General features: G+C 67.2%; 16 protein-coding genes. All 16 read left to right on the top strand.

The window, feature by feature from the left end; genetic code table 11:
• The first annotated feature begins 104 nt into the window (after window positions 1–104).
• The 16 genes from AC1DEY_RS00285 (at window position 105) to secG (ending at window position 19,452) form a co-directional block, all read left to right on the top strand.
• Window positions 105–884 (top strand): trans-aconitate 2-methyltransferase, encoded by a 780-nt coding sequence (locus AC1DEY_RS00285; protein ID WP_476866240.1) that lies wholly within the window; start codon window positions 105–107, stop codon window positions 882–884.
• Window positions 885–1,019: 135 nt separating this feature from the next.
• The gene (locus AC1DEY_RS00280) at window positions 1,020–2,822 is read left to right on the top strand and encodes an ABC transporter ATP-binding protein (RefSeq protein ID WP_476866562.1); all 1,803 of its coding nucleotides are present in this window, start codon (window positions 1,020–1,022) and stop codon (window positions 2,820–2,822) included.
• The gene (locus AC1DEY_RS00275; RefSeq protein WP_476866239.1) at window positions 2,822–4,801 is read left to right on the top strand and encodes an ABC transporter ATP-binding protein; all 1,980 of its coding nucleotides are present in this window, start codon (window positions 2,822–2,824) and stop codon (window positions 4,799–4,801) included. Before AC1DEY_RS00280 ends, AC1DEY_RS00275 begins: the two co-directional genes overlap by 1 nt.
• On the top strand, window positions 4,798–5,190 hold the full coding sequence (locus AC1DEY_RS00270; RefSeq protein WP_441408572.1) for a GntR family transcriptional regulator: 393 nt from the start codon (window positions 4,798–4,800) through the stop codon (window positions 5,188–5,190). Before AC1DEY_RS00275 ends, AC1DEY_RS00270 begins: the two co-directional genes overlap by 4 nt.
• Before the next feature lie 67 nt (window positions 5,191–5,257).
• Entirely contained in the window at window positions 5,258–8,206 is a 2,949-nt protein-coding gene (gene uvrA, locus AC1DEY_RS00265; RefSeq protein WP_476866238.1) for an excinuclease ABC subunit UvrA, read from the top strand.
• A 222-nt stretch (window positions 8,207–8,428) separates the two neighbouring features.
• On the top strand, window positions 8,429–9,193 hold the full coding sequence (locus tag AC1DEY_RS00260; RefSeq protein ID WP_476866237.1) for an HAD hydrolase-like protein: 765 nt from the start codon (window positions 8,429–8,431) through the stop codon (window positions 9,191–9,193).
• A complete protein-coding gene (locus AC1DEY_RS00255; protein WP_441408575.1) occupies window positions 9,180–9,848 on the top strand; it encodes a lysophospholipid acyltransferase family protein in 669 nt (222 codons plus the stop codon). Before AC1DEY_RS00260 ends, AC1DEY_RS00255 begins: the two co-directional genes overlap by 14 nt.
• 47 nt (window positions 9,849–9,895) lie before the next feature.
• Complete coding sequence (gene uvrC, locus AC1DEY_RS00250) at window positions 9,896–11,905, top strand: excinuclease ABC subunit UvrC (RefSeq protein ID WP_476866236.1); 2,010 nt, start codon at window positions 9,896–9,898, stop codon at window positions 11,903–11,905.
• Window positions 11,906–12,047: 142 nt separating this feature from the next.
• Entirely contained in the window at window positions 12,048–12,971 is a 924-nt protein-coding gene (gene rapZ, locus AC1DEY_RS00245; RefSeq protein WP_476866235.1) for an RNase adapter RapZ, read from the top strand.
• Window positions 12,971–13,990 carry a gluconeogenesis factor YvcK family protein gene (locus AC1DEY_RS00240; RefSeq protein ID WP_441408578.1) on the top strand — a complete coding sequence of 340 codons (1,020 nt, stop codon included), beginning with the start codon at window positions 12,971–12,973 and terminating at the stop codon, window positions 13,988–13,990. Before rapZ ends, AC1DEY_RS00240 begins: the two co-directional genes overlap by 1 nt.
• A gap of 10 nt (window positions 13,991–14,000) precedes the next feature.
• Window positions 14,001–14,981, top strand: coding sequence for a DNA-binding protein WhiA (gene whiA / locus AC1DEY_RS00235; protein ID WP_018772999.1), 981 nt, complete (start codon window positions 14,001–14,003; stop codon window positions 14,979–14,981).
• A gap of 127 nt (window positions 14,982–15,108) precedes the next feature.
• Window positions 15,109–15,732, top strand: a complete 624-nt coding sequence (locus tag AC1DEY_RS00230) for a superoxide dismutase (protein WP_476866234.1) — start codon at window positions 15,109–15,111, stop codon at window positions 15,730–15,732.
• A gap of 271 nt (window positions 15,733–16,003) precedes the next feature.
• The gene (gene gap, locus AC1DEY_RS00225) at window positions 16,004–17,014 is read left to right on the top strand and encodes a type I glyceraldehyde-3-phosphate dehydrogenase (RefSeq protein ID WP_476866233.1); all 1,011 of its coding nucleotides are present in this window, start codon (window positions 16,004–16,006) and stop codon (window positions 17,012–17,014) included.
• Between the two features lie 10 nt (window positions 17,015–17,024).
• Entirely contained in the window at window positions 17,025–18,251 is a 1,227-nt protein-coding gene (locus tag AC1DEY_RS00220) for a phosphoglycerate kinase (protein WP_476866232.1), read from the top strand.
• 79 nt (window positions 18,252–18,330) lie between these two features.
• Complete coding sequence (gene tpiA / locus AC1DEY_RS00215) at window positions 18,331–19,146, top strand: triose-phosphate isomerase (RefSeq protein WP_441408581.1); 816 nt, start codon at window positions 18,331–18,333, stop codon at window positions 19,144–19,146.
• 48 nt (window positions 19,147–19,194) lie between these two features.
• A complete protein-coding gene (gene secG / locus AC1DEY_RS00210) occupies window positions 19,195–19,452 on the top strand; it encodes a preprotein translocase subunit SecG (protein ID WP_441408582.1) in 258 nt (85 codons plus the stop codon).
• The last annotated feature ends 51 nt before the right edge of the window (window positions 19,453–19,503 follow it).

The following is a 19,503-nucleotide window of genomic DNA, read 5'->3' as shown; positions in this document are numbered from 1 at the left end:
GGCGGAGCCTTGCGCCGCAGGCAGCGGTTGCGTGCCTCCTTGGCTGGCCTACGGGCCGGGACTACGCTTCGGATAGGACAGAATTGCCGGAAACTGGAGGTGCCATGAAGTGGGATCCTGAGAAATACGTGCAGTTCGGGGACTACCGGGACAGGCCGTTTTTTGATCTGACGGGACGGATTCATGCCGACGCGCCGCGGCACGTCGTGGACCTCGGCTGTGGTCCGGGCAACCTGACCGCGACGCTCGCGGACCGGTGGCCGGGCGCCCAGGTGATGGGACTGGATTCCTCGGCGGAAATGCTGGCGACGTCAAAGAAGTATGCGGCCGCGGCGGCCAATCTCTCCTACGACCTGGCCGACATCGCGCACTGGACGCCCTCCGGGGACACGGACGTGGTGGTCACGAACGCCGCCCTGCAGTGGGTGCCCGAGCACCGGAAGCTGTTGCCGGAGTGGCTCGATGCCCTCAAGCCGGGCGCCTGGTTCGCGCTGCAGGTGCCGGGGAACTTCAGCGCCCCGTCCCACACCCTGATGCGGGAGCTGGCCGACTCGCCGGCCTGGGCCGGGCGGCTCGCCGGGGTCCTGCGCCACGACGACGTGGTGGGGGAGGCGGCAGAGTACCTGGAGATCATGCTCGACGCCGGGTGCGCCGCCGACGCCTGGGAGACCACCTACATGCAGCTGCTCCCGGGCGCCCACCCCGTGCTGGAGTGGGTCCGCGGCACGGGACTCAGGCCGGTCCTCGCGGCCCTTCCCGAGGAGGCAGCCCGGAAATTTGAGGCCGAATATTCGGCAAGGCTGGACGACGCGTATCCCGCGGGCCGGCACGGGACTGTGTTCCCGTTCCGGCGCACCTTCGCGGTGGCGCAAAAAACCGGGTGAGCGGAGTGTCCGCCGGTTGACACAAAGCACTCTGGAATGGGGCTTACAATGACGTGGCGGCATGGGGGCAGCCGTTAGGCTGTTTCCCATTCCGGGCCCTGGGCTAGTAATGGAGGTTCGGTGCTAATAGGCCTGATGGCGCGGCTGCTGTCCGCGCATAAGGGGCGCGTGCTGGCCATTGTTGTGCTGCAGCTCGTGCAAGCCACCGCCAACCTGCTTCTGCCCACCTTGAACGCCGCGATCATCGACGACGGCATCATCGGCGGGGACAAAGGGGAAATCCTCCATCTCGGCGGCTGGATGGCCGGCATCGCCGCCGTCCAGGTGATCGCTGCCATCGCGGCCGGATATTTGGGCGCCGTTGTCGCCATGGAAATTGGCGGCCAGCTGCGTGGGGAGCTCTTCATCAAGGTGCAGTCCTTCTCCTCCCAGGAAGTCAGCGTTTTCGGGGCCCCCAGCCTGGTCACCCGGACCACCAACGACGTCGCCCAGATCCAAAACCTCGCCGTCCTGGTGTTCATCATGCTCATTGCCGCGCCGGCGATCTTCATCGGCGGAATCGTGCTGGCCGTGCACCAGGACGTGGTGCTGTCCTGGATCGTGGTGGTGGTCATCCCGGTCCTTACAGTGATCATGACGGTGATCGTGCGCCAGCTGATTCCGCTGTACCGCCAGGGCCAGGGGCTCCTGGACCGGATCGGCCGGGTCATGCGTGAGCAGATCATCGGCGCCAACGTCATCCGCAGCTTTGTCCGGCAGGACCATGAAATCCGACGTTTCGATGAAGCCAACAAGGACCTCACCCGCAACAACCTCAAATCCGCCCTGCTGGTCGCGGCAATGATGCCGATGATCATGTTCGTGGTGAACCTGTCGTCCGTGTTCGTGGTGTGGTTCGGCGGCCATCGGATCGACTCCGGCGAAATGCGGCTGGGGGCGCTGACCGCTTTCATCGCCTACATCCTGCAGATCCTGATTGCCATCATGATGGCGATGTACGTCTTCATGACCGCCCCGCGGGCGGCGGCATGCGCCGAACGGATCCGCGAGGTGCTGGACACGGAACCGGCCATCGCCGATCCTGCAACGCCTGCCGGTGCCAGGGGCGGCGCCCGGGCCAGCGCCCGTGCCGGCCAGCCCGGCCATGGTGCACACCCCGGCCAGGCTGCGCATCCCCGCCATGCCGCGCCCGTGGGCCGGAGCGTCGAGTTCCGGAATGTGTCCTTCGCCTATCCGGGCGCCGAGGCGCCGGTGCTGGACGGAGTCTCGTTCACCGCGCGGCCCGGGACCACGACGGCGATCATCGGCGCAACCGGCAGCGGCAAGACGACGCTCCTGAACCTGCTTCCCCGGTTCCTCGACGCGACCGCCGGCGAGATCCTCATCGGCGGGCGCAATGTGCGGGCCATGCCGCTGGAGGACCTGCGGAGCCTGATCGCCGTCGTCCCGCAGCAGTCCTATCTCTTCGCAGGCACGGTCGCGGAAAATCTTCGGCTCGGCTCGCCTGCCGCGGACGAGCCGGAATTGTGGCAGGCGCTCGAAGCGGCCCAGGCCGCCGACTTTGTCCGCGAATTGCCGCTGGGGCTCGAAGCGCCGGTGAGCCAGGGCGGCACCAACTTCTCCGGCGGCGAACGGCAGCGGCTGTGCATCGCCCGGGCACTGCTCAAGAATGCCCCGGCATACCTTTTCGATGACAGTTTCTCGGCCCTGGACTACGGAACCGATGTCCGGCTCCGGGCGGCGATCGAGCCGCTGCTGAGGTCGGCGACTGTGCTGGTCGTGGCCGAACGCGTGTCAACGATCGTGGACGCCGGGCTGATCCTGGTGCTCGAGGATGGCCGCCTGGTCGCGCAGGGCACGCACAGCGAACTCATGGAGACCTCGCCCAGCTACCAGGAAATTGCCGCGTCCCAGCTGGTGTTGGAGGAAGCCCCGTGATGCGCGGGCGCACATCCCGCACCGGGACCGCAGCCAGGGCCGCTGCGGCCGCCCCCGCGGAGCGCATCAAGTGGCAGTCCGCCGCCCGCCTCCTGCGCCTCCTGGTACCGCTGAAGTGGCGGATGGCCGGTGTCATCGCCGCCACCTGTGCGTTCGTGACACTCAACGTGGCGGCCCCCAAGGTCCTCGGTGACGCGACCGACGTCGTCGTGGGGGGATTCCTGGGCGGTTCCCTCGACGAACAGGAGCTGGCCGCCCGGCTGCTGGCGGTATCCGCCATGTACGCCGGCGCCTCGCTCTTCAGCTGGATCCAGGGGTCCCTGACCGCCACGGCCGTGCAGCGCCTCAGCTACGGACTCCGCGGCTCCGTGGAACAGAAGCTCCATGTGCTGCCCTCCAGTCATTTCGAGGAGCAACGCCGCGGCGACGTGCTCAGCCGCGCCACCAACGACGTCGACAACATCTCGCAGGCCCTCAACCAACTCCTCAACCAGCTGATCCTGTCCGTCCTGATGCTGACCGCCGCACTGGCCATGATGCTGTGGCTCTCGCCGCTGCTGGCCCTGATTGCTGTCCTCTCCGTGCCGGTGTCCACCGTGATCACCGTGTTGGTGGCCCGGCACTCCCAGGCACACTTCAAGGAGCAGTGGAGCAGCACGGGCGCACTGACCGCCCAACTCGAAGAAACCTTCACCGGGCATGAAGTGGTCAAGGCCTTCGGCCGGCAGGAGGCCTCAGCGGAGGTCTTCCGGGAGTACAACGAAAAGCTCACGCGCTCGAGCACCCGGGCCCAGTATTTGTCCGGCATTGTGCAGCCGCTGTTGGTGTTTGTCGCCAACCTCAACTACATCGCCGTGGCCGTGGTGGGGGCGTTGCAGGTTACCGCCGGGGCCATGACAATCGGCGGCATCCAGGCCTTCTTCCAGTTTTCCCGCCTCTTCAGCCAGCCCGTGGGCCAGATCGGCGGCATGCTGACCCTCCTGCAATCCTGCCTCGCCTCGGCGGAGCGCGTCTTTGAGCTGCTTGACGCCCCGGAGATCCCGGCGGACGCCGCCGTGCCGGCCGTGTCAGCCAACGGCGCCGGCAAGCTTCGCGGCAGCGCCACCTTGCGAAAAGTCCATGTCCCGCGCAGGTCGCACAACGGACGCAAGTCCGATGCCACGCCCGGGTCCTCTGCGGCGCTGGTTCCGGAGACGCTGGTTCCCGGTGCCGTGGCGGGCCGGGTCACGTTCGAGCACGTCACTTTCAGTTACAGTCCCGGCACCCCCGTGGTGAAGGACCTGTCCTTCACGGTGGAACCGGGACAGACCGTGGCAATCGTGGGACACACCGGGGCCGGCAAGACCACCGTGGTCAACCTCCTGATGCGCTTCTACGAACTGGACTCCGGACGGATCCTGGTGGATTCGACCGACATCGCCACCATCCCGCGGGACGTTCTGCGCAGCGCCTTCGGTACCGTCCTGCAGGACGCCTGGCTGTTCACCGGCAGCATCCGGGAGAACATCGAATACGGCCGCCCCGGCGCCGCCGACGCCGACATCCTGGAGGCGGCCCGGGCCAGCCACGTGGACCAGTTCGTCAGGTCCCTCCCGGCCGGCTACGCCACGATGCTCGGCAACGACGGCGATTCCCTGAGCCGGGGCCAGCGCCAGCTCGTCTCGATCGCCCGGGCGCAGATCGCGGGGCGCAGCATCCTGGTGCTGGACGAGGCCACGAGTTCCGTGGACAGCCGCACCGAGGTGCAGATCCGCCACGCCATGGAACAGCTGAGGCAAGGTCACACGAGCTTCGTGATCGCGCACCGTTTGTCCACGGTCCGTGACGCTGATCTAATTCTCGTCATGGACCACGGACGAATCGTTGAACACGGGACCCATCAGCAGCTGATGGCCAGGCGCGGGCTCTACAAGGATTTGTACGAGGCCCAGTTCGCCGGCCGCGAACACGTGCGCACCGTCCGGAAGGCCGAACAGTGAGTCCCGTGGATACGGCGGGGGAGCGTTTTCCCGGCTCCTGGCGGACCAACCCGGCCAGCTCCGTGCCGCTCTTCGAACAGCTCCGGCTCTACGTCATTGAACGCGCCGACAACGGCACGCTCGCCCCCGGCACCCGGCTTCCGGCCGTGCGGAGCCTCGCCGGCGAGCTCGGCGTGGCACCGCACACCGTGGCGCGGGCATACAAGGAACTCGAGGCCGCCGGCGTGGTGGTGACGCGGGGCCGGAACGGCACGGTCGTCTGCGCCCGCGACGCTGCCTGGAGCTCGCTGTCCGCCGCCGCCACCGAGTTCGCTGCGGCCGCCAAGGCCCAGGGCGCGAGCTTCGCCGAGGCCGTGCAGCTGCTGGCCGCCGCCTACGACCGCCACTAGCACATCCGGAAGGGCCCGCGGCGCGCGGAATAGTTTTTCGAAGAAGTTTTCGATTAGCATTAGATTCGTGCCTAAAGCTGTAGCTGAAGATCCAGCCGTTGAAGTCCAGTCCGCCATCGAACCGCTGGCAGCCCGGGAAGCCGCCCCGTCCCGTCCCGCGCTGAAGCGCCCGGACATGACACGCCTCGTGGTCAAGGGTGCGCGCGAGCACAACCTGCGCAACGTGGACCTGGACCTTCCCCGTGATGCCATGATCGTTTTCACCGGCCTGTCCGGCTCCGGAAAGTCCTCCCTGGCGTTCGACACCATCTTCGCCGAGGGCCAGCGCCGCTACGTCGAATCCCTCTCCGCCTACGCCCGGCAGTTCCTGGGCCAGGTGGACAAGCCCGACGTCGACTTCATCGAGGGCCTCTCGCCCGCTGTGTCCATTGACCAGAAGTCCACCAGCAAGAACCCGCGGTCCACGGTGGGCACCATCACCGAGATTTACGACTACATGCGCCTGCTCTGGGCCCGCGTGGGGCGGCCGTACTGCCCCATCTGCGGTGAGCCCGTGACCAAGCAGACCCCGCAGCAGATCGTGGACCAGCTGCTCGAGCTCACGGACGGGACGCGCTTCCAGGTGCTGGCGCCCGTGGTCCGCGGGCGCAAGGGCGAATTCGTCGACCTCTTCAAGGAACTGACCGCCAAGGGCTACTCGCGGGCGCGGGTGGATGGCGAGCTCGTCCAGCTCAGCGATCCGCCGAAGCTGGGCAAGCAGTTCAAGCACACCATCGAAGTAGTAGTGGACCGCCTGGTGGTCAAGGAAGGCATCAGCCAGCGCCTGACCGACTCCGTTGAAACCGCCCTCGGCCTCGCCGAAGGACGGGTCCTGGCCGAGTTCGTCGACCTCGAAGCCGAAGATCCCGGGCGGATCAGGGCGTTCTCCGAACACCTCGCCTGCCCCAACGAACACCCCCTGGCCATCGACGAGATCGAGCCGCGCTCCTTCTCCTTCAACAACCCGTTCGGCGCCTGCAGCGCGTGCAGCGGCATCGGCACCCGGCTCGAAGTCGATGAGGAACTCATCATCCCGAACCCGGAACTCTCCCTCGCGGAGGGAGCCATCGCGCCGTGGTCCCTCGGGACGGCGACCTCAGAGTACTGGGGCCGGCTGCTCAGCGGACTCGCCGAGGAACTCGGGTTCTCCATGACGACGCCGTGGGAGAAGCTCGACGCCGACGTCCGGCAGACCGTGCTGCAAGGCAAGGACCACAAGGTTGTTGTGCAGTACCGGAACCGCTTTGGCCGGGAACGCAAGTACAGCACCGGCTTCGAGGGCGTGATGCAGTACGTCCACCGCAAGCATGGCGAGACCGATTCGGACTCGGCCCGCGACCGGTATGAGGAATACATGCGGCAGGTCCCGTGCCCGGCCTGCAACGGCGCCCGGCTGAACCCGGCGTCGCTCTCGGTCCTGATCAACGGCAAGTCGATCGCCGAAGTCGCCGCGCTGCCCATGCGCGAATGCGCGCACTTCCTGGACAACCTCGTCCTCACCGGCCGCGAAGCCCAGATCGCCCACCAGGTACTCAAGGAAATCCAGGCCCGGCTGACCTTCCTGCTCGACGTCGGGCTCGAGTACCTGAACCTGGAACGGCCCTCCGGGACGCTGTCCGGCGGCGAGGCGCAGCGCATCCGGCTCGCCACCCAGATCGGTTCCGGCCTGGTGGGCGTGCTCTACGTCCTGGACGAGCCCTCCATCGGCCTGCACCAGCGGGACAACCGCCGACTGATCGAAACGCTCACCCGGCTCCGGGACCTCGGCAACACCCTGATCGTGGTGGAACATGACGAGGACACCATCCACGAGGCCGACTGGGTGGTGGACATCGGACCGGGCGCCGGCGAGCACGGCGGCATGGTGGTCCACTCCGGCTCGTACCAGGCGCTGCTGGAAAACACCGATTCGCTCACCGGCGACTACCTCGCGGGCCGGAAGAGGATCGAGATCCCCAAGAAGCGGCGCAAGTACGACAAGAAGCGCGAGCTCAAGGTGATCGGCGCCAAGGAGAACAACCTCCTGAACATCGACGCCAGCTTCCCGCTGGGCCTCTTCACCGCCGTCACCGGCGTCAGCGGCTCCGGCAAGTCCACCCTGGTCAACGAGATCCTCTACAAGGTCCTCGCCAACAAGCTCAACGGCGCCAAGCAGGTGGCCGGCCGGCACAAGTCTGTCCAGGGCCTCGAGCACCTGGACAAGGTGGTCCACGTCGACCAGAGCCCCATCGGCCGCACCCCGCGCTCCAACCCGGCCACCTACACCGGCGTGTTCGACCACATCCGGAAGCTCTTTGCCGAGACCACCGAGGCCAAGGTCCGCGGCTACCTGCCGGGCCGGTTCTCCTTCAACGTCAAGGGCGGCCGCTGCGAGGCCTGCTCCGGCGACGGCACCCTGAAGATCGAGATGAACTTCCTGCCGGACGTCTATGTCCCCTGCGAGGTCTGCCACGGTGCCCGGTACAACCGCGAGACCCTGGAAGTCCACTACAAGGGCAAGACCATCGCCGACGTGCTGAATATGCCCATCGAGGAAGGCGCGGAGTTCTTCGCGGCGTTTTCCCCGATCGCCCGGCACCTCAACACGCTCGTCGACGTCGGTCTGGGCTACGTCCGCCTCGGCCAGCCCGCCACGACGCTCTCCGGCGGCGAGGCACAGCGCGTGAAGCTCGCGGCCGAGCTCCAGAAGCGCTCCAACGGCCGCAGCGTGTACGTCCTGGACGAGCCCACTACGGGCCTGCACTTCGAGGACATCCGTAAGCTCCTCATGGTGCTGCAGGGCCTCGTGGAGAAGGGCAACACGGTGATCACGATCGAGCACAACCTCGACGTCATCAAGAGCGCGGACTGGATCGTGGACCTGGGCCCCGACGGCGGTTCGGGCGGCGGCCGGGTGATCGCCTCCGGAACGCCGGAACAGGTGGCCAAGTCTAGCGAGAGCCACACCGCCGCGTTCCTCGCCGAGCTCCTCGCCTGATCCCTGCGCCTGAATACTGCGCCTGAACACTGCGATTAGCCTCCCCGCCTGACTCCCGGCCGCCCCGGGACTGGGCGGGGAGGACATGCCGTGCGGCCCAGGTTTCCCTCAGCAGTCGTCGGACGTATCCGGCTGATTTATGCGGCTGATGTATGCGGCTGATGTATTCCCATAGGGGTATGTGAATTTCTGGCTGCCGCACACTCGTGAGAAACTAAGCCGGTGACGCATACAACAGTGCCCGTAATCTTCGACCTTGACGGCACTCTTGTCGATCCCGCCGGCGGGATTACCGACGGAATCGCCGCCGCCCTCATGGAGCTCGGCCTTCCCGTTCCGGCGAAACCCCTGCTGGATGCCATGATCGGCCCCAAGCTGAGCCACTCCCTCACGGAAGTCGCCGGGGTCCCGGCCGACCAGCTGGAAGACGCCATCCGCATCTACCGCGCGCACTACAAGTCCACCGGCATCGCACAAAGCCGGCTCTATCCCGGCATCCGCACCCTCCTCGAGGACTTCGTGGCCGCCGGCCGCCCCATCGCCGTCGCCACCCAGAAGCCGGAAGGGCTTGCCCGCACTGTCCTGGCCCACCACGGCATCGCCGGACTCTTCCACAGCATCCGCGGCTCCGCGGCCGACGAGGCCGCAACGGGCGCCGGAGCGGCCTCCGCAGGTGAAGGCTCAATTCCTGAAGGGAAGGCCGAAATCGTCGCGGCCGCCCTCTCGGACCTGGCCGCGTCGGACCCCGCTGCGGCCCGCCGGGCCGTGATGGTGGGGGACCGGGCACAGGATGTGGCCGGGGCGGCCGCGAACGGACTGGACTGCATCGGCGTAGGCTGGGGTTTTGCGCCCGACGGCGAACTGCACGAAGCCGGGGCCGTCGAGATCGTCCACAACACCACGGCGCTACACGCGACGATCACCAGACTCTCCGAACGCCCGGGGACCCCAGCCCTGAACGAGGTGCACACCGATGGCAATGTTTGACGCAATCCGCTGGACCACGCGCGGGCTGATATCCACCACGTGCCGTCCCACGGTCATTGGCCTGGAGAACGTGCCCACGGACGGGCCGTTCATCGTGGCGCCGAACCACCTCTCCTTCCTGGACAGTGTGATCGTCCAGGCCCTCATGCCGCGGCCCGTCGCGTTCTTCGCGAAGGCCGAGTACTTCACCACCGGCGGCTTCAAGGGCAAAGCCATGAAGTCCTTCTTCGAAGCCGTGGGCTCCATCCCCGTAGAGCGCGGCGAGCAGGCCGCGAGCGTCCAGGCACTCAAGACCCTCCTGGACATCCTCGACTCCGGCAAAGGCGTGGGCATCTACCCCGAAGGCACGCGCTCCCGGGACGGCATCCTCTACCGCGGCCGCACCGGAGTCGGCTGGCTGGCACTCACCACCGGGGCACCCGTGATCCCGGTGGGCCTGATCGGCACAGAGCACCTGCAGCCCGCCGACAGCAAGTCCGTTAAGCCGCAGCACTTCACCATGAAAGTGGGCGAGCCGCTGTACTTCGAGAAGACCGGCCCGGACCACTCCCTGCCGGCGCGCCGCCAGGTCACGGACCGCATCATGGACGCCATCGCGGAACTGAGCGGCCAGGAACGCTCCACGAGCTACAACCAGAGCAAGACGGTCGAGTAGCGCCGGCCGGTGCCACGGCACCTCCGCCGGCTCAGTAGACTTGATGTGTGGCAGATCCAGCGAGTTACCGACCCCAGACGGGTGAAATTCCGACCAATCCGGGCGTATACCGCTTCCGCGATCCGCACGGCCGGGTCATCTACGTCGGCAAGGCCAAGAACCTCCGGTCCCGGCTGAATTCCTACTTCGCCAACCCTGCCGGGCTCCTGCCCAAAACCTACGCGATGGTGCACACGGCCAGCAGCGTCGAATGGACTGTGGTGGGCAGCGAGCTCGAGTCACTGCAGCTCGAGTACACCTGGATCAAGGAATTCACGCCGCGCTTCAACGTGATGTTCCGGGATGACAAGACCTACCCCTATTTGGCCGTCACGATGGGGGAGAAGTACCCGCGCGTCCAGGTGATGCGCGGCGACCGGCGCAAAGGAACCCGGTACTTCGGCCCGTACACCGCGGGCGCGATCCGGGACACCATGGACACCCTGTTGCGCGTGTTCCCGGTGCGGAGCTGCAGCGCCGGGGTGCTCAAGCGTGCCGAGGCCAGCGGCCGGCCGTGCCTCCTCGGCTACATCGACAAATGTGCCGCGCCCTGCGTCGGGAGGATTTCCGCCGAGGACCACCGCGCCCTCGCCGAGGACTTCTGCACGTTCATGGGCGGCGAAGCCAAACCGTTCGTCAACCGGCTGGAACGGGAGATGGCCGCGGCCGTCGCCGAGCTCGACTACGAACGCGCCGCCCGCCTCCGGGACGACATCGTGGCGCTGAAGAAGGTCTTCGAACGCAACGCCGTGGTCCTCGCCGAGGGCACCGACGCCGACGTCTTCGCTCTCCATGAAGACGAGCTCGAGGCGGCCGTCCAGGTATTCCACGTCCGCGGCGGCCGGATCCGCGGCCAGCGCGGCTGGGTGGTCGAAAAAGTCGAGGACTCCACCACCCCGGAGCTGGTCGAACACCTGCTCCAGCAGGTCTACGGCGAGGAAGCCGGGCTCCAGGGCAGGCTGCCCCGGGAAGTCCTGGTCCCCGCCGAACCGTCCAACGCCACGGAGCTCGCGCAGTGGCTCAGCGGGCTGCGCGGGGCCCGGGTGGACGTCCGGGTGCCGCAGCGCGGAGACAAGGCCGCCCTGATGTCCACGGTGCGGGAAAACGCCGAGCACGCCCTCAAGCTCCACAAGTCCCGGCGCGCCGGCGACCTCACCATGCGCTCCCAGGCCCTCCAGGAACTCCAGGAGGCCCTCGAACTGCCGGTAGCCCTGCTCCGGATCGAGTGCTTCGACATCTCGCACGTCCAGGGCACCAACGTGGTCGGCTCCATGGTGGTGGTCGAGGACGGGCTGCCGAAAAAGTCCGACTACCGGAAGTTCGCCGTGACTGGCGCTGCCGCGAACGACGACACCGCGGCCATGCACGACGTCCTGACCCGCCGTTTCCGGCACTACCTTCAGGAGCAGGCCGAACTGGCGGCAGCCGCGGCCAAACCTGCACACCAGGCCGCGCTGGAAGCGGCAACTGCCGCGGCAGTCGCTGACTCCACGACGCCGGCTCCGCGGAGCAAGTTCGCCTACCCGCCCAACCTCGTCGTCGTCGACGGCGGCAAGCCGCAGGTCAACGCCGCCGCCCGGGCACTGGCAGAACTCGGCATCGAGGACGTGTACGTGGTCGGCCTCGCCAAACGGCTCGAGGAAGTCTGGCTGCCGGACAGCGATTTCCCGGTGATCCTGCCCCGCGCCTCGGCCGGCCTGTACCTGCTGCAACGGATCCGCGACGAGGCCCACCGCTTCGCCATCACCTTCCACCGGCAAAAGCGGGGGAAGGCCATGACGGTCTCCGCGCTGGACGGCGTGCCCGGGCTGGGGGAGTCCAAACGCAAGGCACTCCTGGCCGAGTTCGGGTCCGTCAAGGGCATCAAGGCAGCGACGCAGGAGCAGCTCACCGGCGCCAAGGGGATCGGTCCCTCCCTGGCCGCCGCAATCGTCCGGCACTTCACCGACGACGGCGGCGACGACGCCGTCACGGTCCCGGCGATCAATATGACCACCGGTGAAATCCTCGACGCCTAGCCGGTGCCGCCAGACTTAGCTAGCGCCGCCAAACTTAGCTAGGGTAAGGACTTGGGAAACGGCACGGTCGCGGCATCACCGCGGCCCGCGCCCGATCCCGACCGCAAGAGCAGAACGCACAGGCAGAGATGGGGCTTCACTGATGGCAGAGTCGACGGCAGGATCCGACACGGATGCGGACGGCATGACACCGGTCAAACCCGTCGAGGCGGAACTGCTCGTAGTGACCGGAATGTCCGGAGCCGGCCGCAGCACCGCCTCGGACGCCCTGGAGGACCACGGCTGGTACGTCGTGGAAAACCTCCCGCCGCAGATGCTCGGCACACTCGCCGAACTGGTCTCGCGGACCCCGCACTCGCTGTCCAAGCTCGCCGTCGTGATGGACGTCCGGAGCAATGAACTGTTTGCCGACATGCGCGCGGCCCTCCGGGCCCTGGAAGCCACCGGCGTGACCTTCCGCGTGCTGTTCCTGGACGCCAACGACGACGTCCTGGTACGCCGCTTCGAGCAGGGCCGCCGGCCCCACCCGCTCCAGGGCGGCGGCCGGATCCTCGACGGGATCGCCGCCGAACGCGAACTTGTCCGTGAGCTGAAGGACACCGCCGACATCGTCCTGGACACGTCCTCGCTGAACGTCCACGGTCTGGCCACGGCCATCACCGAGCTCTTCAGCGAAACCGGGCCGGTCGCGCTGCGGCTGAACGTCATGAGCTTCGGCTTCAAGTACGGGCTGCCGGTGGACGCGAACTTCGTCGCCGACGCCCGCTTCATCCCCAACCCGCACTGGGTCCCGGCGTTGCGCCCGCACACCGGGCTGGACAGGGACGTCAGCGACTACGTGCTGGAAGCCCAGGGCGTCAGCGACTTCGTGGAACGCTACGTCCTGGCCCTCGAACCTGTCCTGGACGGGTACCGGCGCGAGAACAAGCACTACGCCACGATTGCCGTGGGCTGCACCGGCGGCAAGCACCGTTCCGTGGCCGTCGCCGTCGAGCTCTCACGGAGGCTGGCGCAATACCCGCGCGTCACCGTGACGACGACGCACCGGGACCTGGGCCGCGAGTAATGGCGCTGCTGACCGGCCCGCTGCCCCTCGTCCCCCCTGCCAGCGCGGCTTTCGCGAGCCAGCAGGACAAGGGACCTTCCGTCGTCGCGCTTGGCGGCGGCCACGGCCTGTCGGCCTCGCTGTCGGCCCTGCGCCTGCTGACCTCCGAACTCACCGCGATCGTCACGGTCGCGGACGACGGCGGATCCTCCGGCCGGCTCCGTGAGGAGTACGGCGTCCTGCCGCCCGGGGACCTCCGCATGGCGCTGTCCGCGCTGTGCGACGACACCGACTGGGGACGCACCTGGCGCGACGTCATGCAGCACCGTTTCGCCCCCGGCAAGGGCCGCGGCGGGTCCCTCGATGAGCACGCCATGGGCAACCTCCTGATTGTCACCCTCTGGGAGCTCCTGGGCGACACCGTTGCGGGCCTGAAGTGGGCCGGCGCCCTGCTCGGCGCGCGCGGCGAGGTCCTGCCGATGTCCAGCATCCCCTTGACGATCGAAGGCCAGGTCCGGGTCACCGCCCCCGACGGCACCACGGCGCTGCAGACGCTTTCCGGACAGGCCAAGTGCGCGGTGGCGGGGTCCCTGGAACACGTCCGGCTCCTGCCCGAAAACGCCCCCGCGTGCATGGAGGCACTGACGGCGATCGAACTGGCCGACTGGGTGATCCTGGGGCCGGGCTCCTGGTACACGTCCGTGCTGCCGCACCTGCTGCTGCCGGAAATGCGCGAGGCGCTCTGCAACACCGCCGCCCGCCGCTGCCTGACGATGAACCTCGCCACAGACACCAAGGAGACCGCCGGCATGAGCGCCGCCGACCACCTCCGGGTCCTGCGCGAATACGCTCCCGACTTCACGATCGACGTCATCCTGGCCGATCCGGCGTCGGTCCAGGACCTGCCCGATTTCGAACAGGCGGCCGGAATGCTCGGAGCCGAGGTGGTCTTGGGTAAAGTGGGGGCGTCTGGTCGCCGTCCGGTCCATGATCCGTTGCGGCTGGCGACGGCGTACCACGATATTTTCGGGAACAGTTAGGAAAGGTGCCATGGCACTGACAGCATCAGTCAAGGAAGAACTTTCCCGTCTGGATATCAAGAAGTCATCAGTCCGCAAGGCCGAGGTATCGGCCATGCTGCGCTTCGCCGGCGGGCTGCACATCATCTCCGGCCGGATCGTGATCGAGGCCGAAGTCGACCTCGCCTCGACCGCACGCCGGCTGCGCGCCGCAATCGCCGAGGTCTACGGCCACCAGAGTGAGATCATCGTCGTCTCCGGCGGTGGGCTGCGCCGCGGCAGCCGCTACGTGGTCCGCGTGGTGCGCGACGGCGAGGCCCTGGCCCGCCAGACCGGGCTCCTGGACGCCCGCGGCCGCCCCGTGCGCGGCCTTCCGTCAGTAGTCGTGAACGGCTCCGCCGCCGATGCCGAGGCCGTCTGGCGCGGCGCCTTCCTGGTGCACGGCTCGCTCACCGAGCCCGGCCGCTCCTCCGCCATGGAAGTCACCTGCCCCGGGCCCGAGTCGGCCCTGGCCCTCGTCGGCGCCGCCCGCCGCCTCGGCATCCAGGCCAAGGCCCGCGAGGTCAGGGGAGTGGACCGCGTGGTGATCCGCGACGGCGACACCATCGCCGCCCTGCTGACCCGGATGGGCGCCCATGACGCGCTCATGGTCTGGGAGGAACGCCGCATGCGCAAGGAAGTCCGCGCCACGGCCAACCGGCTCGCCAATTTCGACGACGCCAACCTGCGCCGCTCCGCCCAGGCCGCAGTTGCCGCAGGGGCACGGGTGGACCGCGCCCTGGAAATCCTGGGCGACGACGTCCCGGACCACCTCAAGTACGCCGGCGAGTTGCGGGTGGCGCACAAGCAGGCCAGCCTGGACGAGCTGGGCCGCCTCGCCGATCCCGTTATGACGAAAGACGCGATTGCCGGCCGGATCCGCCGCCTGCTGGCCATGGCGGACAAGCGGGCCCAGGACCTGGGCATCCCTGGCACCGAGGCCAATGTGACGCCGGAAATGCTCGACGACTAGGCCGCCCCTAGAATCGACAGCAGGGCCCGGCGTTGGGTCCGCCACAATCTTCCGGATGTCCCGCATCCGGATGCACAATCCGAGAGTTACCGAACCGGACGTCCCGTCCACGACATTGGAGGATTTTGTGACCGAGTACGTACTGCCCGAGCTCGACTATGACTACGCAGCGCTGGAACCGCACATCTCTGCGAAGATCATGGAGCTGCACCACAGCAAGCACCACGCAGCCTATGTGGCCGGCGCCAACAACGCCCTCGCCCAGCTGGCCGACGCGCGCGAGAAGGGCGACTTCGCCAACATCAACCGCCTCTCCAAGGACCTCGCGTTCCACACCGGCGGCCACATCAACCACTCCGTCTTCTGGAAGAACCTCTCCCCGGACGGTGGCGACAAGCCCGAGGGCGAGCTCGCCGCGGCCATCGATGACGCCTTCGGCTCGTTCGACGCGTTCCGTGCCCAGTTCAGCGCCGCGGCGCTGGGCCTCCAGGGCTCCGGCTGGGGCTTCCTGGCCTACGAGCCGATCGGCGGCAACCTGGTTATCGAACAGCTCTACGACCAGCAGGGCAACGTCGCACTCGGCACCACCCCGCTGCTGATGCTGGACATGTGGGAGCACGCCTTCTACCTGGACTACGTCAACGTCAAGGCCGACTACGTCAAGGCCTTCTGGAACATCGTGAACTGGGCCGACGTCGCCAAGCGCTTCGACGCCGCCCGCAAGAACGCGACGGGCCTGATCACCCTGTAGTGAACCGCTGGACGTGACGGAAACGACTTCCGTTTGTAACAAACCTCACATTACGGGCCGTTCCGCCCGAATTGTGGACGGACTGCCCCCGCACTTGCGGGGGCAGTCCCGGTTAAACGTAAGATGGATCACGGAAGGCGGTTAGCCTTCAGCAATGTGGCTGGTCGTCCTCCGGTAATTATCTCTGCCCAATGGCGTGCGGGATCTGTTAGTTGGCTTGAACGCCTTCTCAACTAGTCGTGCTCGCAGGAGCACCAAGGAGACTGAAAACGTGACGACCCGTATTGGCATCAACGGCTTTGGCCGCATCGGCCGCAACTACTTCCGCGCAGCCCTCGCACAGGGTGCAGACCTTGAGATCGTTGCGGTCAACGACCTCACCAGCCCGGAAGCCCTCGCTCACCTCTTCAAGTACGACTCCGTGGGCGGCCGCCTGGCCGAAACCATCGAGGTCAAAGACGGCAACATCGTCATCGACGGCAACATCATCAAGGTCCTCGCCGAGCGCGACCCCGCGAAGCTGCCCTGGGGCGAACTCGGCGTCGACATCGTCATCGAGTCCACCGGCTTCTTCACGAAGGCCGCAGATGCGCAGAAGCACATCGACGCCGGTGCCAAGAAGGTCCTGATCTCCGCGCCCGCGTCGGATGAAGACATCACCATCGTCATGGGCGTCAACGACGGCCTGTACGACAACGCCGCGCACCACATCATCTCCAACGCCTCCTGCACCACCAACTGCCTCGGCCCGCTGGCCAAGGTCATCAACGACGCCTTCGGCATCGAGCGTGGCCTGATGACCACCATCCACGCCTACACGGCCGACCAGAACCTGCAGGACGGCCCGCACAAGGACCTCCGCCGCGCCCGCGCCGCCGCCATCAACATGGTGCCCACCTCCACCGGAGCGGCCAAGGCAATCGGCCTGGTCCTGCCGGAGCTCAAGGGCAAGCTCGACGGCTACGCCATCCGCGTTCCCGTCCCCACCGGCTCCGCCACCGACCTGACGGTCACGGTCTCCCGCGAGACCACCGTCGCCGAAGTCAACGCCGCCCTCAAGGCAGCATCCGAGACCGAGGAGCTCAAGGGCCTGCTGACCTACACCGACGAGCCGATCGTCTCCTCGGACATCGTCGGCGACCCGGCGTCGTCCATCTTCGACTCCGGCCTCACCAAGGTAATCGGCGACCAGGTCAAGGTCGTGTCCTGGTATGACAACGAATGGGGCTACTCGAACCGCCTCGTGGACCTCACGGAGCTTGTCGCGTCCAAGCTGGGCTAGGGTAAGACTCATGACATTCCACACCCTCAACGAACTGATCGCTGATGGTGTCCGCGGGCGGTACGTTCTGGTCAGAAGTGACCTGAACGTGCCGCTCGACGGCTCTACAGTGACTGATGATGGCCGCATCAAGGCCTCCCTTCCAGTGCTGGCGAAGCTCACGGACGCCGGTGCCCGCGTGCTGGTCACAGCACACCTGGGCCGCCCCAAGGGCGCCCCGGAGGAGAAGTACTCGCTCAAGCCCGCAGCCTCGAGGCTGGCCGAGCTTGCCGGGTTCAAGGTCTCCCTTGCCGGCGACACCGTCGGCGCGTCCGCCACGGAGCTGGCCTCCGCGCTTCAGGACGGCGAAGCGCTGATCCTGGAAAACGTCCGCTTCGACGCGCGGGAGACCTCCAAGGACGACGCCGAACGCGGCGCCTTCGCTGACGAGCTCGTCGCCCTCACCGGCGGCAACGGCGCGTTCGTCGATGACGCCTTCGGCGCCGTGCACCGCAAGCACGCCAGCGTGTACGACGTCGCCACCCGGCTGCCGTCCTACCAGGGCGACCTGGTCCGCACGGAGGTCGAGGTGCTGCGCAAGCTCACCGCCGACACCCAGCGGCCCTACGTGGTGGTCCTCGGCGGCTCCAAGGTTTCCGACAAGCTCGCCGTCATCGACAACCTCATCGGCAAGGCGGACACGATCCTGGTGGGCGGCGGCATGCTGTTCACCTTCCTCGCCGCGGCCGGCCACAAGGTTGCGGGCAGCCTGCTCGAAGAGGACCAGATCCCGGTGGTCCAGGACTACCTGAAGCGGGCGGCCGACGCCGGCACCGCGTTCGTGGTGCCCACCGATGTTGTGGTGGCGAGCAAGTTCGCCGCCGACGCCGAGCACGAGACCGTCGCTGCCGACGCCATTGAGTCCAGCAGCTTCGGGGCCAAGGGCATCGGGCTGGACATCGGTCCGGATTCGGCCGCGGCCTTCGCCGAACACATCAAGGGCGCCAAGACCGTGTTCTGGAACGGGCCCATGGGCGTGTTCGAATTCGCGGCCTTCGCCGGCGGCACCCGGGCCATCGCCCAGGCGCTGACCGAGACAGACGCGTTCACGGTGGTTGGCGGCGGCGACTCCGCCGCGGCGGTCCGGACACTCGGCTTCGCCGATGACCAGTTCGGCCACATTTCCACCGGCGGCGGCGCCAGCCTGGAGTACCTTGAAGGCAAGGAACTCCCCGGCCTGAGCGTCCTCGACCGCTAGACCCTCCAGCCGGCAGGGCCCCTGTCCCCGGACGGGGCCCTGCCGGCTGTTCCACTGCTAAGAACCTTTTGGAGACCACGTGACTACGTCAACCAACGGCAAATTCGACCGCACGCCCTTCATCGCCGGCAACTGGAAGATGAACATGGACCATGTCCAGGGCATTACCCTCCTGCAGAAGCTGGCGTGGACCCTGTCCGACGCCAAGCACGACTACAGCCGGGCGGAGGTTGCCGTTTTCCCGCCGTTCACCGATCTCCGCGGCGTCCAGACACTGGTCCAGGGCGACGAACTCAAGGTTGTCTACGGTGGCCAGGATCTGTCCCCGGCCGACTCGGGCGCCTACACCGGCGACATCTCCGGGCAGTTCCTCGCCAAGCTCGGCTGCAGCTACGTGCTGGTGGGCCACAGCGAACGCCGCACCATCCACAACGAGTCCGATGAGGTGCTGAACGCCAAGACCAAGGCAGCCTTCCGGCACGGCATCACCCCCGTCCTCTGCGTCGGCGAGGGCCTCGAGATTCGCCAGGCCGGCACCCACGTGGACCACACACTCGTCCAGCTCCGCGCCGGCGTCGAGGGCCTCACCCCGGAGCAGGCCGCCGAGCTCGTCGTCGCCTACGAGCCCGTCTGGGCCATCGGCACCGGCGAAGTTGCCGGTCCGGAGGACGCACAGGAAATGTGCGCAGCCATCCGCGCCGAGCTGTCCACCCTCTTCGGAGCCGACGTCGCTGCCAAGACCCGCCTCCTCTACGGCGGCTCGGTGAAGGCCAACAATGCGGCCTCAATCCTCAAGGAACGCGACGTGGACGGATTGCTGGTCGGTGGTGCCAGCCTGGACGCCGCCGAGTTTGCTAATATTGTCAGGTTCGAGAGTCACCTGCTGACGGATTAGTCCGGACACAGTTTGGCCCCCGTAATCCAATTCTTCTGAAAGGCCGTCGTGGACGTTCTTCATGTCATTCTGCAGGTCCTCCTTGGCATCACCAGCCTCCTGCTGACGTTGCTCATCCTGCTCCACAAGGGACGCGGAGGCGGCCTGTCCGACATGTTCGGCGGCGGCATGAGCTCGGGCCTGAGCTCCTCCGGCGTCGCGGAACGGAACCTCAACCGTTTCACGATCATCCTCGGGATCACCTGGGGCGTTGTGATCGTCGCCCTGGGCCTGCTCATGCGGTTCAGCACGGGCGCCGATTCCTAGGACGTCCGTTTCGATAACTTCATAAAGGGTCCTTAAGGCCCTCCCGGCATC

The organism is Arthrobacter sp. 05T47 (assembly GCF_056395825.1).
This window is presented reverse-complemented; position numbering and strand designations above follow the sequence as displayed.

Coding starts and splice junctions, on each gene's coding strand:
- AC1DEY_RS00240 (WP_441408578.1), top strand. CDS start 12,971: ATGGCGCTGCTGACCGGCCCGCTGCCCCTCGTCCCCCCTGCCAGCGCG.
- whiA (WP_018772999.1), top strand. CDS start 14,001: ATGGCACTGACAGCATCAGTCAAGGAAGAACTTTCCCGTCTGGATATC.
- AC1DEY_RS00220 (WP_476866232.1), top strand. CDS start 17,025: ATGACATTCCACACCCTCAACGAACTGATCGCTGATGGTGTCCGCGGG.
- AC1DEY_RS00280 (WP_476866562.1), top strand. CDS start 1,020: ATGGCGCGGCTGCTGTCCGCGCATAAGGGGCGCGTGCTGGCCATTGTT.
- AC1DEY_RS00275 (WP_476866239.1), top strand. CDS start 2,822: ATGCGCGGGCGCACATCCCGCACCGGGACCGCAGCCAGGGCCGCTGCG.
- AC1DEY_RS00255 (WP_441408575.1), top strand. CDS start 9,180: ATGGCAATGTTTGACGCAATCCGCTGGACCACGCGCGGGCTGATATCC.
- AC1DEY_RS00285 (WP_476866240.1), top strand. CDS start 105: ATGAAGTGGGATCCTGAGAAATACGTGCAGTTCGGGGACTACCGGGAC.
- rapZ (WP_476866235.1), top strand. CDS start 12,048: ATGGCAGAGTCGACGGCAGGATCCGACACGGATGCGGACGGCATGACA.